Genomic DNA, 15,473 nt, shown 5'->3' with positions numbered 1-15,473 from the left:
AGGTGGTATTGATAAAGTCAGAATTATATATCTCTAAATTGTTTTTGATGATTGAGCTGCCAAATATCGTTTTTCTTTAATGATTGCAAAAATAATTCGTTACTGTTTCCTGATCCAAAATCATTATTTGAAACATTAATTTTATGAAAATCAATTTTTGAAAGTGCATCATTTATACTTTCTTTCGAATAATCAACATTCATAATATCTGCATGAATAGCTCTATTTTGCTGGCGCGTTCCTATATTTATAATTGGAATTCCGTAATAGGGAGCTTCGCGAATTCCGGCACTGCTATTTCCTATTATAAACTGACTATTTTTTAATAATGTCAAAAAATATTCAAATCTAAGTGAAGGAAAAACCCTAAATCTGTTATTTTTTTCTAATCTTTCAAATTCATCCAAAATATATTGACTTCCTAAATCATTATTTGGAAAAATAACAACATAATTATGATCGTCATTTAATAAACAATCCACAAAATCGATCGCATATTTTTTCATCGAAGCAAACTCTGTCGTTACGGGATGAAACATTACAATTGCGTATTGATCAAATTGAATTTCATAATATTTTTTTGCCGTTTCTAAAGAAGGTAGATTTCCCGAAAACATAATATCGATATCTGGAGAACCTATTGTAAATATAGATTCTTTTACCTCTCCCATTTGAATCAGCCTTTTTGCTGCTTCTTTATTAGAAACAAAATGGATATGGCTCAACTTACTTACGCTATGACGAATGAGCTCATCAACTGTTCCAGAAATTTCACCTCCTTCAATATGAGCTACTAGAATATTATTTAAAGAACCGACTATTGCACCCGCCAAAGTTTCAACTCGGTCACCATGTACAACAATCATATCTGGGTTTATTTCTTTACAATAATTAGAAAGTCCTTCAATGGTTTTTGCCAGCGTCAAATCCATTGTGCTTTCATGGGTATGATTTTCGAAGGTAAATACATTTTTAAAGTTGCAACGCTCAATTTCTATCAGAGTATATCCATATACTTCCTGAAGATGCATTCCGGTTACGAAAATAAAAACCTCAAATTCATTCTCTCTTTCAAGTGTTTGAATTAATGATTTTATTTTTCCAAAATCTGCACGCGTTCCAGTTAGAAAAAGGATTTTTCTAGAAAAGTTACTCAAAATCAGTAAAATCTAATTGTTCGTCATTTTCAATATCTCTTAATGCTGTTTTACCAATCAATGCATTAAAATTTTCTGCAAAAATCTTACCTGTGCCTGGTCTTTTTACCCAAATATTTTCTTTTGATAAAACTTCTCCTTTTTTAATTGGAGTAATAGAGCAAACTGTTGCAAAAGCGAAATCAATAGTTACTTGCTCTTCGTCGGCTGGTTTTTTTGTACCGCCTCTCATTAAGGCAATTTCTGCACTTGAAACTATTAATTCTTTACAGGCTTTCTCATCCATACTGCAAACAATATCTGGTCCTTGTCTCTGCATATGATCTGTAAAATGTCTTTCTAAAATGCTAGCACCAAGAGCAACTGCACCTAAACAAGCATTATTATTTAAAGTATGATCACTTAATCCAAACACTTTATCAGGAAAAGCTTGGTGCAGTTCCGTCATTGCTCCAAAACGCACTAAGTGAATCGGGGTTGGATAAAGATTAGTTGTATGTAATAACGCAACAGGAACATTATGTTTATCAAAAATAGCAACTGCTTTTTGAACGCTCTCAATAGTATTCATACCTGTACTAAGAATTACAGGTTTTCCAAAAGAGGCAATGTGTTCCAATAAAGGATAATTATTACACTCCCCTGAACCAATTTTATAAGCTGGAATATCAAACTTTTTTAATCTTTCTGCTGCTGCTCTAGAAAAAGGAGTAGAAATAAAAATCATTCCTTTACTCTCAACATAATTCTTTAATTCAAATTCTTCCTCTTCATTTAAAGAACATCTTTCCATAATTTCATAGATCGAAACATCTGCATTTCCAGGAATAACTTTTTTAGCTGCTCCAGACATTTCATCTTCTACAATATGGGTTTGGTGCTTTACAATCTCAACTCCTGCTCTTTGAGCTGCATCGACCATTTCTTTGGCTACTTGTAAAGATCCTTCGTGATTAATTCCGATTTCGGCGATTACTAATGGTGGAAAATCTGGTCCTACTTTTCGGCCCGCAATTTCTATATATGGATTCATCAATTTATTAGATTTGGGATTTTATTATTTCTTTTGATATAGATATCTCGCATAATCTAAATCGTCTAGAGTATCAATATCAACTTGTGCAAAAATATGATTTACTTCGAATGGTAATGCATTTTCTGAAATAATTATACTATTCAATATCAGAGTCTTTTTTGTAATATAAAGAAGTCCGTTCTCAAAGTAAAGTGGCTCTAAATCTTGACTTCTCTGCCCAAAAGAATAATTGAATGGTGTAAATTTATCATCGTTAATTTTTCCAAACTTTTGGTGATTTCTTGAAACTGTGAATAAACTGTCTTTGTTTTCTATTTGAAATTTTTCAAAAGCTTCCTGCAATAAATTTTCAGGACGTAGCGGATTTGTCGGTTGCAATAAAACTACATTTTCAATCTCATCAGAATCTATATTTTCTAAAACATGTTTTAAAGCTGAAACAGTTGGCTCCAAATCTCCCGAAATAGATTCTGGCCGATCTATAACTTTTGCTCCAAATTGTAATGCAATTTGTTTGATTTCGTTATTATCTGTCGAAACATACACCTCATCAATTATCTCTTTATTTTCTTTTGTATAAATAATTGAATGTGCAATTAGTGGCAAATCGTCCAATAACTGAATGTTTTTTTTGGGTATCCTTTTAGAACCTCCTCTTGCAGGAATTATGGCAATTGTTTTCATTGATTGAGCCTGTTTTTTGCATTAATTATAATCTCATTGATCCCTAAATTCCATTTTTCTTTAGTATATAAATATTCTGGAATAGAATCAAACTTTAATGGCTTTTCTATAAATTCAACGATGGCTTCTTCCCAAATTAACGGGAAATTTGGAGCTTCGATCAATTTGCCAAATCTTCCATTCCCCATAACTTCAGATACCCCACCTACATTTGAAGCAATGCAATAACAACCCGAATGAAGTGCTTCAGTTAAGCTTAGCGGAAAACCTTCTTGACATAAAGAAGAGAATAAATAGCAATCTGCACATTGAAGGTATATTGCCAGATCATCATTCTTAATTTTACCTAAGAACTTAACTCCTTCTTGTTCCGGTTTAGATTCGCAGCCTATAATCCATAATTCAATATTTTTATATTTCATTGCTACACTTTTCCATGCTTCGAGTATGATGTGCAATCCCTTTTTTGGTCGATCTTGCGAGCACCACACAAAAATCTTTTTATTCTTTACGCCAAATTTTTCTTTTAACTCATCTTTTGTTGAGTTATCAACTTTAAAGAATTTCTTATTATCGATTCCGTTATGTAAAATCGAAACTTTAACTGGGAAAGATGTATAGTATTCTTTGTGAGCTAAGTACGATTTATAAGTTAAAAGAATCATCTCATCTATTGATTCAAAAAAAGTATTAGCTCTTTGATTGTCAAAAAAAGGCGGATAACTATGGTAAAAAAACTGGATATAACAATTATCGCGAATTTTTCTCTTCTTCAAAAAATGCACAATATGTTCAACTATATAAAAATTATCTACAATTTGAATAATAAACTTTTCTTCATTGTTTACAATTTTATCCAAAGCAATTGTATAGGATAGATATCTTTTTTTTGTGAACTTTCTAAACAATTTTGTTATGAAGTTATTTTTCACAAAACTATATTCTACATTACTAAAAATACTTTTGGGTGGCTCGCAAATAATGTAGTCAATCTGATTGTATTGCGAGTCAATATAGTTTTTATATAAAGTTGTCCAGCTACCTATATATGAATAAGGCAAGGCTACTTGAGAAATCAAAATTACTTTTACATTTTTATAATTCATTACAAAGAATATTTTTTTACTTCCTCATTTGAAAGTCCCTTAAGTTTTAAAGCAAAACGCCATATTCTCTTTTGCAAAATAATTCTGGAGAATAATTGATATTTTAAAAGAAAGGAAATTCTTGAAGATTGAATTGGGCGTAAAAAATTACTTTCAAGACAATCAGTCTCATCTGGCTGTATAGTTTCTAGCGTAGTTTTCATCCAGCTTTCTTCAACATTTCCTAAATGATATGCGAAATTATCTGCTGTAGAAAGTCTCCACATTCCTTTCTTTACCACTGGATAATCTAATATATCTGTTTCACTGCCTCCGCCTAGCATGAAATGTGAATACTTTAAATTGTTTTCTTCAAATACTTCTTTACGATACGTTGTAACAAAATGTCCTGCTCCCACAACAGCTTTAAAATTCTTATTGATAACTGTAAGATATTTACTTAAATGTATATCATTATACATTTCATTATTACCTATACTTTTTGCAAACATCTCTAATGCTTGTGGATTTTTAACTTTTGAAAAATAAAGCGATTTTGAAAAAAATAAATCAAACCAAATATTTGCAGTAAAATTTTTCAAAGATTTCGAAGAAGGTGTTGGACAAACTGCACCGGTTTTTGGGAATTTTTCAAAAACTTTATATGTCTCATTTTGCCAATTATTTAAAAATAAAACATCACAATCTGCAACGGTAACAAAAGAAAAATCGTGACCAGAAATACCTTTTAAAACTGCATTAAGTTTACCTATATTATCTGTATGAATTATTTCTTGGATCGTTCCTTTTCGGTGCAATTCAGCTAGGTAGTCAACTACATCAGCTCCGCTCCCATTGTTAACTAAAGTTATAAATGTTTTGGAATGGGATGTCCTTAACAACGATTCCAAGCAATATTTTAGAATCTGAAAACTATCCTTAAAATATCCTTCCTTATTTGGAATGTAAACAGGAATAATTACCTGATGAAAAAAATCAATTGGTTGCTGAGCTCTATCTTTATTTGGGTTATAACCTACTCGCATAGTATTAGAATTTTGATCAGGTTTTAAATGAAATTTAAAATTTTAATTAGTGTCATTATAAACAAAATGGTCATTCCTTCAACATATTTTGCAAACAATAAACTGGTCGAAAATAAAACTTGAATTTATTAATAATGAAAGGTTTTGATGGATATAGATTATTGTGTTTATTTTTAGCAGTGTTGAGCAATTTCATAGCTATAAGATGCAGTGTAATAGGATTTTTGATAGACATGTTCTTAAAATTTAAAAACATTTTTTTTTCAATTCCTATATATTTTTCGTGCTGTGTAGATAATCTGCCATTATGTTTATATTCTCTATAAAATGCCAATGGTTCATTAATATAATGCACTTTATGCCTGAAAAACATACGTTGATAAAAATCAACATCTTCACCAACTTTAATTCGTTCATCAAACAGTAAATCGGGTTGAAAAACTTCTTTTCTAATTAATGGTGTTGGTGATTTAACTACCCAAACTCCAAGCGCATTCCAAAAAACATATCCTGAACGTTTATGTATTTTATTGTCAGATGCTCCATAATATTTTCCATTGGCTTTTCCATTTTCATCAACTACTGCCACCGAACTATGAACACAATCTACGAAAGGTTTTTCTAGTAATATTTTCACTTGCTTTTCTATTTTTGAAGTTTCCCAAAAATCATCATCATCAAGAAAAGCAATATATTCTCCTTTAGCAAGCTTGATTCCATAATTTCTTGCAGAAGACAAACCTCCATTTTCCTTGTAATAGTATTTACAATTCGAAAAATTGGTGCAAATTGATTCTGCGTAATTGATATTGGAGCCATCATCTACTACTATTATTTCAATATTTGCATAAGATTGTTCAGCTACTGACCTAATCGCAGTTTCAATATAATCTTTACGGTTAAAAGTTGGTATTACAACTGTGACCAAAGGAGCAATCATTTTATTTTAAATATTCGTTTAATCATTCTTACCGGAAACAAAATTACCATTCCAATTTTATACTCTAATGATTTTTTATATTTGATTTCATTACGTTTATGACGTTGAGCTAGGTCTGTCCAAAAATCAATCACTTCACTAAAATGACTCCTATATAAATCCTGATGTTTTTTATAGATATAACTTAGGTTAGATTCTCTATAGTACAATTTAGATTTTAAATCAACTGAATTTCTAGTTTTTTTTCTATAGTTAAATAACAATTCCGGAATCACATATATGTCCCATTGCTTTTTTGTCATCCTAATCCAAAACTCCCAATCTTCAAATCCATTGGTCATTTCTTCGTCATAGCCATCAATATCTTGCCACGCTTCTTTTCGGATTAAAGCAAATGAAACACTATTGTTATCAAATAAAAAATCTTTTAAGTTTCCTCCTTTGGGATAATGATGATAAATCACTTCGTGATTTTCTATAAACATATTACAATAACTTGAAACAGCTCCAATAACAGAATTTTCATTTAAAATCTTAACTGCTTTTTGTAAAAAAGATATTTCGAACGTATCATCAGCATCAATCATTAATACATAATTTCCCTTAGCTGCCGCAAAGCCAGCATTTCTAGCAGAGCTCGGACCTTTATTATTTTGCGTTATTACTTTAATCCTATCATTAATTAAAGTCGATAAAAGTTGTTTTGTAGATTCATTAGAACCATCGTCAACAATTACAATTTCAAAATTTTGAAAAGTCTGGCATAATACAGATTGAATTGTTTCTTGTATATAATCTTCGTCATTAAAACAAGGGATTACTACACTAACAATAGGCCTTTCATCGATCATTTTATTTTAAGAAATTTAATTTAGCTCAATATTTTTTTTAGCTTTTCTTTAGAAAACAGCATAATATATGTTCGTAAAACCAACGACATTAGCTTTTTCCCTAAGATCGATTTCTCTATCTCTTTTAACATTTTAAAACGATTTGAATTTACGAATTCCCTACTTTGAATTAAATCTTCATAATCCCTAACAAACCCATTAAAATATTCTTTCATTACTAAATTTCGCTCTTCAGAATAATCTTCTATTGAACTTATTCCATCTAAATAGAATGTCGAAAGAGTCTCCTCAACCTTTAAGTAGGTACAATCAAACTTAAATAAGGCTAAGAGAAAAAATTTCCAATCAGAAACTATTCTTAGATTTTCATCATAGAGCCCTACTACATTAAATAATTCTTTCTTTATAAAAGTTGATGGGTGCGGTAATGAACTTATGTATAGATGGGAAAAAGGCAAATTTGATGGTGCCTTAGCAATTTTAGAAACACCATTATTGACCATTTGCAAATTGAAACAAATTAAATCTTTTTCAACTAAATAAATATTATTTAATTCGAGAATCCTTTCATTGAAGAAATGATCCCCACTATTTAAGAAAAGTAAATATTCACCTTTGGCGACACTGATCCCTTTATTCATGGCATTGTAAATTCCAGAATCTTTTTCACTTAACCAGAAATCTATAAATTCACTTTCTGATTCCAAAAAATCTTTACTTCCGTCAGTGCTTCCTCCATCAATAACTATATATTCAAACTCTTGCCAAGTTTGTTTTTTTACACTTGTTACTGTTGCCATTAGGCCTCCCAAATTGTTATAGTTAATTGTAATAATAGAAATTTTGTACATCACATTTTTTTTAACATTCTACCAATAGCAGCCTCCTTCGACATGTTTAAAATTTTCCGGTCTTTCCTCAGGCGATGGTCTAATCCAATAATCATTAAAAGACTCATGCTCCCATCTTTTTCCTTTAATGCCAAATAAAATCTGTGTTGCTCCTCCTAAATGCACACTCTTCTTTCCTATCTTCTTAATATAACTAGCTAATGGAAACCCGTAAGCACCACAGCCTATTATAGCAACTTCAAAATCAATTTTTTCAATTTCCCTTTTCATAAATTCCAAGGCTTCAAACCAACTTTCAAATCCAGTAACCAAACTATTACCTGCAAAAGATACCACTGGCTTATATGTTATCAATTTAAAATCTGGTAATACATCTATATTATCAAATAAAAATTCCCGACGACTATATTGTGATTTTATACTAACTTCAAAAGGATGTATCACCAAAACTTTTTTCCCTTTCAAAACCTTACTCCATGGATTTTCATGGTGATACGGCTCCAAATCACCTAATCCTACTGTTCTAACATGTGCAAGTTCTTTTTCAAATATTTTCTCCTTATGCAACCAAGATCCTAAAATATCCAAATCCTTCATGCTGTCTAACATTAATTTGGAAAATTTTTTTAAACTAGCTTCATCAGTAGGAAAAAAACCTGCATTATTTTGCATACAATATTCTACATTCGTTTCTCTTCCTATTAAATCAATATCTCCCTTAATATATTCAAAACTTCTACTGATCAAAGATTTTTCTAGTTTCCTAATATACTCTAAACAATCAAGTTCAACACTTCCAAACCTAGCAATCATACAAGGTTTATCAAACTCCAAAGATTCTCTTATAATATCTGAAGCTTGTTGATAAGAATATTGTGGAAGAATTTGAAAAACTTTCAATTGCTTTCCAAAAATTTTGATTTTTAATTTCCTTATAAAAGTTAGTGCCTGTAATACAAACTTTTTTTCCATGACTATAGCATTATCTTAACAACCTTAAGCTTTAACAAAATCATTGTTTTTTTGGGCCATTAATTATTAGTTCCTAATGAACTTTATTAATTCTGTTTTTCATTTTGAAGAAAAGCTTTTCTTGAATTTAAAATCTCTTTAGTTGGTTTATGAAATGTTATAGAGGTTTTATTTAAAATTTCTAAAAGACAAGCAATTTTTACACGGTTTTTTTCCAATAAAAATATCATCAAAAAAGATACTATTTTCAAGAAAGACATTCTTTTTCTTTTCAATACATTTATTATAAAATTATACTGATTTAAAGTAGTATGCGATTGCGAAAAACCTTGATTTAATTTTTTATTGTATTCAACTGTTAAACGAAATGCTTCAATAAAGTGCTTAAAAATTAAATGCTCATTATAATATAAAGATTTACTCACTATTAAATACCATTTACATATTTCAGAATCATCGCCAGCTTGAATATCTGGTCCCTTTCTCCCCGTTAAAGATCCTTTAAAACCTGCATTATATAATGACAGGATTTCATCTTTTCTAACTACCATTCCAGAACCCCATACATAACCCCTGTTACTTACGTCGCTACTTTCTATAGCTTGTACTCCTACAGCATAATCTCCCTGATAAGTTGTAAACCAATCAGGAAATTCCACAGAACTAACAGCGATACCTTTACCTCCCAAAACCCCAACTTCCGTATGCTCTTGCATAAAATCAAAAGCAATTTGCAGATAATTTTCTTCTAGCCAATTGTCATCATCACAAAAGACAATTAGCCCTCCTTTTGCACAATTAACCCCTTTTTTTCGTGCATGAGATAAACCGGCCACTGGTTCTGAAATTGCATTCAATTCAGCCTTTGAATTCAGATCTTTCCAAATTTTTAGAGCAGTTTCAGATGTATTATCACTAGAATTATTATCTATAAGTAAAATTTCGTAATTAATATCTTGCCTCAGTTTTTGCTTAGCTAAATGTTCTAAAGTTGGCTGTAATCGATTAGCACTATTATAGCAACATAATAAAACGGTAATATGATATTTTGCAGGTTCCATTTAATGAAATGATAATCTTAATATTTTAATTTCTGTAATTTAAAATTTAGTTCAGAATATTATTTTGCTAATGACTCTTTAATCGCCGACAAAGCTTTTCTAAAATATTTGAAATTTAAGTTTTTAAAAATCCCTTTTTTATAGATAATTTTGAAGCCTTCTCTGTACTCTCCATTTCTTAAAAACTTAAATTCATTGTATACAATCCAGGATCCAACCCATAAATGAACGCCACAGCTTTCTTCTTGAATATACATTTTATAATTTAAAACATCTTTTTTTTCTGCAAAAGGAAATGGATAAAATGTACTTATGGGATAAACAACAATAGCGTTATATGAGATTTTTTTGACAAAAGAATCGCTAAAGCCAAATCTAGATTTAAACAATTTAGTAACCATAATTGTATTCACATTTTCATGCCAATCTACTCCTTCATCTATATTAATAAAATCGTAACAATGAAGAAATTCTTTTATAAATTCATTATTTCTCAAGGCTCCTATGATTGCCGTACCAATAATTACTTTATCTTCTGCACCAAAAAAACATTCATTATTAAGAAAATCATTAAGAGAACTTAATAGCATCATGTCTGTGTCTAAATAAATTCCCCCATTATCATAGAGTACCTTTAGTCTAATATAATCTGCTATAAAAGCCCATTTTTCTAATCGATATGCCTCTTTTACAAAAGGATGACTTAAATCAGAATTTTTCTCGTTCCATTCTATAATTTCATAATCTGGTAAATGTTTTTTCCAAGATTTAATACAATCCCTCACCAATTTTGGTTTTCTTTTTTTACCATACCAACAGTAGTGAATGATCTTAGGAATTACATTTATTTTTTCAGTTTCCATCAGTTATGATTTTTACTAAATGTTTTCTAAAAATGTAATTCACGAGTGTATTAAATAGATCTTTAAATTTCTTAAATCTGAATTGCAATGAGATTAGTTTTATTAAGAACCATAGCCTGTTTTTATCTTCTTTTACTGTTGCTTCTTTCAAAAATACTTTATGTCTTTCTAAAACAAAGTTTCTAACTTGAACATTCCTTGTTAAAGATTTTGAAAGTAGTTTTAATTGTTTATTTCGGGCTAAACATTCCGATTTAAATTCTTCAATATTGAAATGCTCAATTTGTTTCGATAAAGAATGGCTATGAAATCTATATCCAAAAACTGGTAAATCCAAAAATTTAATATTTATATTTTGGGAAATCATTCTTAGATTAAAATCCCAATCGTCCAAATATCTAATTCGCTCATCAAACAATTCTTTTTGTTTTTCTAAAAAACTTCTTCTCCAAATTGGGCCGGAAACATAAAATGTAATATTTCCTATGAAATAATCCTTTAAAACATTTCCTGATGATAATATTGTATTTTCAAATAGTTTTAATCCAGATAAAGAATCAAATATTTCACATTTTGCAATAACACAATCAACACCATCATTAAAATTTTTAAGTCTTAAATCTACAGCGTTTTCAAATAAGATATCATCGCTGTCAAACCAGTTTATAAAAGCTCCTTTGCTTTTTTCAAATCCATAATTTCTACATGAATTGGGGCCTTTCGTTTTATCTTGTGGTCTAACATAATATCGAAATCGATTGTCTGATTCAAGAAATTTTTGCAAAACTTCTTTTGTATTATCACTTGAACTATCATCAACTATTATACATTCCCAGTTTTGATAAGTTTGGGCAATTATAGAGTTTAATGTTTCGCTAATTAAGTGTGCTCTATTGTAAGTTGGAATTATTATTGAAACTAAAGGATTTGTCATTTCTTAATTGAAATTAAAATTCTCCTAACAAGTTTAAAAAAAGAAACTGTTTTAAAATTAACGCTGTATTTGCGTGATAAAAGGAACCATTCCCCTGCAGTTAATTTTCTCTTTTTCTTTATAAGAATCTCATATTCCATTAATAATTCTAATGCTTGGTGTCTAGAAAACGTACCAAGTTTCTCTTTGATGAGTTTTTTATAAAACTGTATTGTTGCAAGATCTTTTAACTCCTGATTACTGTTCATTCCTGACAAACTAAATTGTGAAAAACCAATACCTATTACACTTTCATTAATTGTAAATATTGGTTTCCCTTCAGAAAATTCTAGCCAAGCCCAATCATCACTATGCCAAGCTAGAGGGAAATCATAAAAGCTTTTCCTATTATAGCTTGATCTTTTAAATACATATTCAGACAAAGAACTTCTTGTTAAGCCTTTAAATCTTCTAAAATAAGAATGTGACGCTTTTTCCCAAATAGGATGTGAGTAAACTTCTGAAACTTCCATTTTTTTATAATTTTGAGAAACTGTTGCAAATCGAATTACATTGCTACTTTCTTTGAACTTATTGAAGTTCTTATAGAATTCTTCTACAACATTATTGCCTAATACATCATCATCTCCTAAAATCATAATCCATTCCTCATTTGATGATAATTCGATGCAACGTTTCCACTGTTTTGTCAATGAATCTTTTCCAAAATTGGTCTCAAACTTATGATAATCATAGTCAAACTGTCCTTTAAATTTTTCTAATACTCCAATTGGATCTTCAATACTATTATCATTTCCGATATAGACTTTAAATCTCTTATCAGTTTGATTAGCTAAAGATTGTAATGTTTGTTCAAAAAATGATAACTTATAAAATGGGATAATTATAGCCAACATTTATTTAAATCTCCTCTTTAAAGCTTTAAATGGAATTAATATAAAGTGTCCTAACTTATACGAGTTACTATTTCTCATCTTAGATATTATATCTATTTCATGTATCTTATCGCCATTAAAAATAGTTTTTTTTTGTTCTACAAAATTTGTATCGGAAGCAATTATTATAAGATAAAGCGGTTTAATAAATTCGTTTTTTATTGTTGAATAATTTCCTGAAAACACATTCACTTCCATTTGATTACTTTCATCTTGAATACTAGATATACCTCCACAATACACTTGTGTCAATAATTGCATCTTATGAAAATGCCTTAATACTAATTCCTTAAAATCATTTTTATATAATTCTTTTATATGAAATTTGTTATTAAAGTTTCTGTCATCAGAATAATGCAATTTATCAGGAGTTGAAATAATTAGTATTCCATCTTTTCTTAAAACTCTTTTCACTTCTAACATCATTTCTTCGTGTTTATCATGATGCTCTAAGGTTTCAAAACTTACAACAACATCAACACTGTTGCTTTCAAGAGGTATTTTATCTGCACTACCAACTCTAAACTCTAAATTCTCTTCGTTATATTTTAGTTTTGCTTTACCTATTGTGTCATCATCTATATCAACACCGTAAACAAATGAGGCATCTTTACTCATTAAATTAGAGCCATATCCTTCTCCACAGGCTATATCTAGAACTACTTTATTCGTTATGTAATCACTTACGATCGCATATCTATGCAAATGTTCAATTGCATCTCTTGTTAATATAAAGGTTTCTAATCTTTCCCCAGTCCAATTTTTCATCTTTAATTTATCTCTTTATTTCCAATTTAATAGTGGACGAACAATACCTGGAAATCCTCCTGAATAGTTTCCTCTAACAGTATTAGTACTAACCTCATCAATAATATTAAAACTAACTACTTCTAATTCATGAAATTCAACATGAAAGGGATTATATCTCATTATTGCAAAGCTGCATGAGTAACTTCCTTCTGCTAAAAGGTTGCCAGGAATAACTACTGCCTTTTTATATATTCCTTCCAAAAGAGGTTTTTTTAATGTCTCTGACTCTTTATCATGCGAACTTAATATGTGAATATTTTCTACATTGAATAAATTAAATCCGTGTGTAAACAATTCTCCTTTTTTTAAAATTTCATATGTGAACTCGATAGTTATATCTTCAAAAATACTATGATTTAAAGAGACCTGCCCTTTCTTATCGAGAACTTTTACTTCAATTAATTGTATGAAATCTGCTTTTGGAATTTTCACATTTGCTTTCTCCCAAATTCGATGTGCTGTTGAATTCTCATTTTCAAGATATTTCTGCATACAATTATCGATACTTCCTTCAAAAACAACCTTTCCATATTCCAAAACAATTCCTCTTGTACATAGACTTTTTACAGCTGCCATATTATGACTTACAAAAAGAACAGTCCTCCCCTCACCTTTAGAAATATCCTGCATCTTCCCAATAGCTTTTTTCTGAAACTCAGCATCTCCAACAGCTAGCACTTCATCGATAACCAAAATTTCAGGCTCTAAAAATGCCGCAACTGCAAAAGCCAATCGAACTGTCATTCCAGAACTATATCTTTTTACTGGCGTATCTATATAACGTTCACAGCCGGAAAATTCTATAATTTCATTAAGCTTGGAGGAAATTTCTTTTTTGGTCATACCGAGAATTGCCCCATTCAAAAAAATATTCTCACGCCCCGTCATTTCACCATTAAAACCTGTACCAACTTCGAGAAGGGACGCAATACGCCCTCGAGATTTTATACTTCCAGTTGTTGGTGCAGTAACTTTAGACAATATTTTCAAAAGTGTTGATTTTCCTGCTCCATTTTTGCCAATAATGCCAAGAACTTCTCCCCTTTTCACTTCGAAGCTTATATCTTTTATGGCCCAAACATATTCTGATGTCCCTTTTGTGGAACGATCATTAGTATCTCCAATTTTTAAATAAGGGTTTTCTTTTCCGCGTATTTCGTGCCACCATCTGTTTAAATCATGACTTAATGTACCAGTTCCAACTTTCCCTAAACGATATTGTTTAGAGATATTCTCAACTTTTAAAATGATATCTTTTTCCAACTATAATATAAATTATAAACTTTAAAATAAACCCTAATTATAATTATTTAGAGTTAAACTGTATCGATAAAACTTTTCTCAGTTTTATTAAAGACCAAAACACCAATAAAAAAGACTAACATTGTTATTGCAAATGTGTATACCAACCCTAGAATTGATATTTCACCAATACCTAAGAGCAAGAAACGGGCTGTCTCAATGATATATGCTAAGGGGTTAAATTCAACTATCCATCCATATTCTGGCAGTTTTGCTTTAATTAATTGCATTGGATACATAACAGCTGATAAATACATCAGTAATTGAATACCAAAACCAACCAAATAACTAAAATCCCTATATTTTGTAACCATCGAAGAAATCAACATTCCTAATCCAAGTCCTAGAATTCCCATAATAGCAATTAAAAATGGAAAAAAAATGACATAAGCACTAAAGCTCAAGTCATAACCTTTTAAATAATAAAAAATATAAAATGAAATAAAAATAATGAATTGAATTCCGAACTTTAATAAATTAGAAAATACTACTGAAAGTGGAGTGATAATACGTGGAAAATAAACTTTACCAAATATTCCTGCATTAGCTTTAAAAGTATCTGAAGTGCCATTTAAACAAGCTGTAAAATAGTTCCAAACAGTAATTCCAGCTAGATTAAATAAAAATGGAGGAATTGTTCCTGTTTCAATTCCTGCCATATTATTGAATACGATTGTAAATGTAATTGCTGTAAATAAAGGCTGTATTAAATACCAAAGAGGGCCTAAAACAGTTTGCTTATAAACTGTAACTATATCTCTTTTTACAAAGAGCATTAATAAATCTCTATATTGCCAAATTTCTTTAAAATTAAGCGATAAAAATTTATTCTTGGGTGTTATTTCAAACAGCCAGTCATTTGTGTTTTTAGAATCCATTTTAAAAGAGCTTAAAAATCTTAATTTAAAATATTAACAAGATTTTTAACATTTTATAATTTGTGTAA

16 protein-coding genes are annotated in these 15,473 nt (G+C 29.8%); all 16 read right to left on the bottom strand.

Features of this window, described 5'->3' with window-relative positions:
- Positions 1-23 precede the first annotated feature (23 nt).
- A complete protein-coding gene (gene neuC, locus EG814_RS13135) occupies positions 24-1,157 on the bottom strand; it encodes a UDP-N-acetylglucosamine 2-epimerase (RefSeq protein ID WP_125722369.1) in 1,134 nt (377 codons plus the stop codon).
- Positions 1,150-2,190, bottom strand: a complete 1,041-nt coding sequence (neuB, locus tag EG814_RS13130; RefSeq protein ID WP_125722368.1) for an N-acetylneuraminate synthase — start codon at positions 2,188-2,190, stop codon at positions 1,150-1,152. The genes neuC and neuB overlap by 8 nt, the downstream gene beginning before the upstream one ends.
- A gap of 24 nt (positions 2,191-2,214) precedes the next feature.
- Positions 2,215-2,877 carry an acylneuraminate cytidylyltransferase family protein gene (locus EG814_RS13125; protein ID WP_125722367.1) on the bottom strand — a complete coding sequence of 221 codons (663 nt, stop codon included), beginning with the start codon at positions 2,875-2,877 and terminating at the stop codon, positions 2,215-2,217.
- The gene (locus tag EG814_RS13120) at positions 2,874-3,983 is read right to left on the bottom strand and encodes a glycosyltransferase family 4 protein (protein WP_125722366.1); all 1,110 of its coding nucleotides are present in this window, start codon (positions 3,981-3,983) and stop codon (positions 2,874-2,876) included. The genes EG814_RS13125 and EG814_RS13120 overlap by 4 nt, the downstream gene beginning before the upstream one ends.
- On the bottom strand, positions 3,983-5,008 hold the full coding sequence (locus EG814_RS13115) for a glycosyltransferase family A protein (RefSeq protein WP_125722365.1): 1,026 nt from the start codon (positions 5,006-5,008) through the stop codon (positions 3,983-3,985). Before EG814_RS13115 ends, EG814_RS13120 begins: the two co-directional genes overlap by 1 nt.
- Positions 5,009-5,078: 70 nt before the next feature.
- Positions 5,079-5,948 carry a glycosyltransferase family 2 protein gene (locus EG814_RS13110; RefSeq protein ID WP_125722364.1) on the bottom strand — a complete coding sequence of 290 codons (870 nt, stop codon included), beginning with the start codon at positions 5,946-5,948 and terminating at the stop codon, positions 5,079-5,081.
- The gene (locus tag EG814_RS13105; protein ID WP_125722363.1) at positions 5,945-6,799 is read right to left on the bottom strand and encodes a glycosyltransferase family 2 protein; all 855 of its coding nucleotides are present in this window, start codon (positions 6,797-6,799) and stop codon (positions 5,945-5,947) included. Before EG814_RS13105 ends, EG814_RS13110 begins: the two co-directional genes overlap by 4 nt.
- Before the next feature lie 20 nt (positions 6,800-6,819).
- Entirely contained in the window at positions 6,820-7,650 is an 831-nt protein-coding gene (locus tag EG814_RS13100) for a glycosyltransferase family 2 protein (RefSeq protein WP_125722362.1), read from the bottom strand.
- Between the two features lie 18 nt (positions 7,651-7,668).
- Complete coding sequence (locus EG814_RS13095) at positions 7,669-8,622, bottom strand: hypothetical protein (protein WP_125722361.1); 954 nt, start codon at positions 8,620-8,622, stop codon at positions 7,669-7,671.
- Positions 8,623-8,708: 86 nt separating this feature from the next.
- Positions 8,709-9,683, bottom strand: coding sequence for a glycosyltransferase (locus EG814_RS13090; RefSeq protein ID WP_125722360.1), 975 nt, complete (start codon positions 9,681-9,683; stop codon positions 8,709-8,711).
- A gap of 59 nt (positions 9,684-9,742) precedes the next feature.
- Positions 9,743-10,546: a glycosyltransferase family 32 protein gene (locus tag EG814_RS13085; RefSeq protein ID WP_125722359.1), complete on the bottom strand. Its 804-nt coding sequence runs from the start codon at positions 10,544-10,546 to the stop codon at positions 9,743-9,745.
- On the bottom strand, positions 10,536-11,480 hold the full coding sequence (locus EG814_RS13080; protein WP_125722358.1) for a glycosyltransferase family 2 protein: 945 nt from the start codon (positions 11,478-11,480) through the stop codon (positions 10,536-10,538). Before EG814_RS13080 ends, EG814_RS13085 begins: the two co-directional genes overlap by 11 nt.
- The gene (locus EG814_RS13075; RefSeq protein WP_125722357.1) at positions 11,477-12,376 is read right to left on the bottom strand and encodes a glycosyltransferase; all 900 of its coding nucleotides are present in this window, start codon (positions 12,374-12,376) and stop codon (positions 11,477-11,479) included. The genes EG814_RS13080 and EG814_RS13075 overlap by 4 nt, the downstream gene beginning before the upstream one ends.
- On the bottom strand, positions 12,377-13,183 hold the full coding sequence (locus tag EG814_RS13070; RefSeq protein ID WP_125722356.1) for a class I SAM-dependent methyltransferase: 807 nt from the start codon (positions 13,181-13,183) through the stop codon (positions 12,377-12,379).
- Between the two features lie 15 nt (positions 13,184-13,198).
- Positions 13,199-14,488, bottom strand: coding sequence for an ABC transporter ATP-binding protein (locus tag EG814_RS13065; RefSeq protein ID WP_125722355.1), 1,290 nt, complete (start codon positions 14,486-14,488; stop codon positions 13,199-13,201).
- 53 nt (positions 14,489-14,541) lie between these two features.
- Positions 14,542-15,405, bottom strand: coding sequence for an ABC transporter permease (locus tag EG814_RS13060; RefSeq protein ID WP_125722354.1), 864 nt, complete (start codon positions 15,403-15,405; stop codon positions 14,542-14,544).
- Positions 15,406-15,473: the final 68 nt, after the last annotated feature.

It is taken from the genome of Flavobacterium ustbae (assembly GCF_003946915.1).
Taxonomy (GTDB): Bacteria; Bacteroidota; Bacteroidia; order Flavobacteriales; family Flavobacteriaceae; genus Flavobacterium; species Flavobacterium ustbae.
This window is presented reverse-complemented; position numbering and strand designations above follow the sequence as displayed.

Bases quoted from the DNA above. Each gene is read 5' to 3' on its own strand.
- neuB (WP_125722368.1), bottom strand. From the start codon at position 2,190: ATGAATCCATATATAGAAATTGCGGGCCGAAAAGTAGGACCAGATTTT.
- EG814_RS13125 (WP_125722367.1), bottom strand. From the start codon at position 2,877: ATGAAAACAATTGCCATAATTCCTGCAAGAGGAGGTTCTAAAAGGATA.
- EG814_RS13120 (WP_125722366.1), bottom strand. From the start codon at position 3,983: ATGAATTATAAAAATGTAAAAGTAATTTTGATTTCTCAAGTAGCCTTG.
- EG814_RS13115 (WP_125722365.1), bottom strand. From the start codon at position 5,008: ATGCGAGTAGGTTATAACCCAAATAAAGATAGAGCTCAGCAACCAATT.
- EG814_RS13110 (WP_125722364.1), bottom strand. From the start codon at position 5,948: ATGATTGCTCCTTTGGTCACAGTTGTAATACCAACTTTTAACCGTAAA.
- EG814_RS13105 (WP_125722363.1), bottom strand. From the start codon at position 6,799: ATGATCGATGAAAGGCCTATTGTTAGTGTAGTAATCCCTTGTTTTAAT.
- EG814_RS13100 (WP_125722362.1), bottom strand. From the start codon at position 7,650: ATGTACAAAATTTCTATTATTACAATTAACTATAACAATTTGGGAGGC.
- EG814_RS13095 (WP_125722361.1), bottom strand. From the start codon at position 8,622: ATGGAAAAAAAGTTTGTATTACAGGCACTAACTTTTATAAGGAAATTA.
- EG814_RS13090 (WP_125722360.1), bottom strand. From the start codon at position 9,683: ATGGAACCTGCAAAATATCATATTACCGTTTTATTATGTTGCTATAAT.
- EG814_RS13085 (WP_125722359.1), bottom strand. From the start codon at position 10,546: ATGGAAACTGAAAAAATAAATGTAATTCCTAAGATCATTCACTACTGT.
- EG814_RS13080 (WP_125722358.1), bottom strand. From the start codon at position 11,480: ATGACAAATCCTTTAGTTTCAATAATAATTCCAACTTACAATAGAGCA.
- EG814_RS13075 (WP_125722357.1), bottom strand. From the start codon at position 12,376: ATGTTGGCTATAATTATCCCATTTTATAAGTTATCATTTTTTGAACAA.
- EG814_RS13070 (WP_125722356.1), bottom strand. From the start codon at position 13,183: ATGAAAAATTGGACTGGGGAAAGATTAGAAACCTTTATATTAACAAGA.
- EG814_RS13060 (WP_125722354.1), bottom strand. From the start codon at position 15,405: ATGGATTCTAAAAACACAAATGACTGGCTGTTTGAAATAACACCCAAG.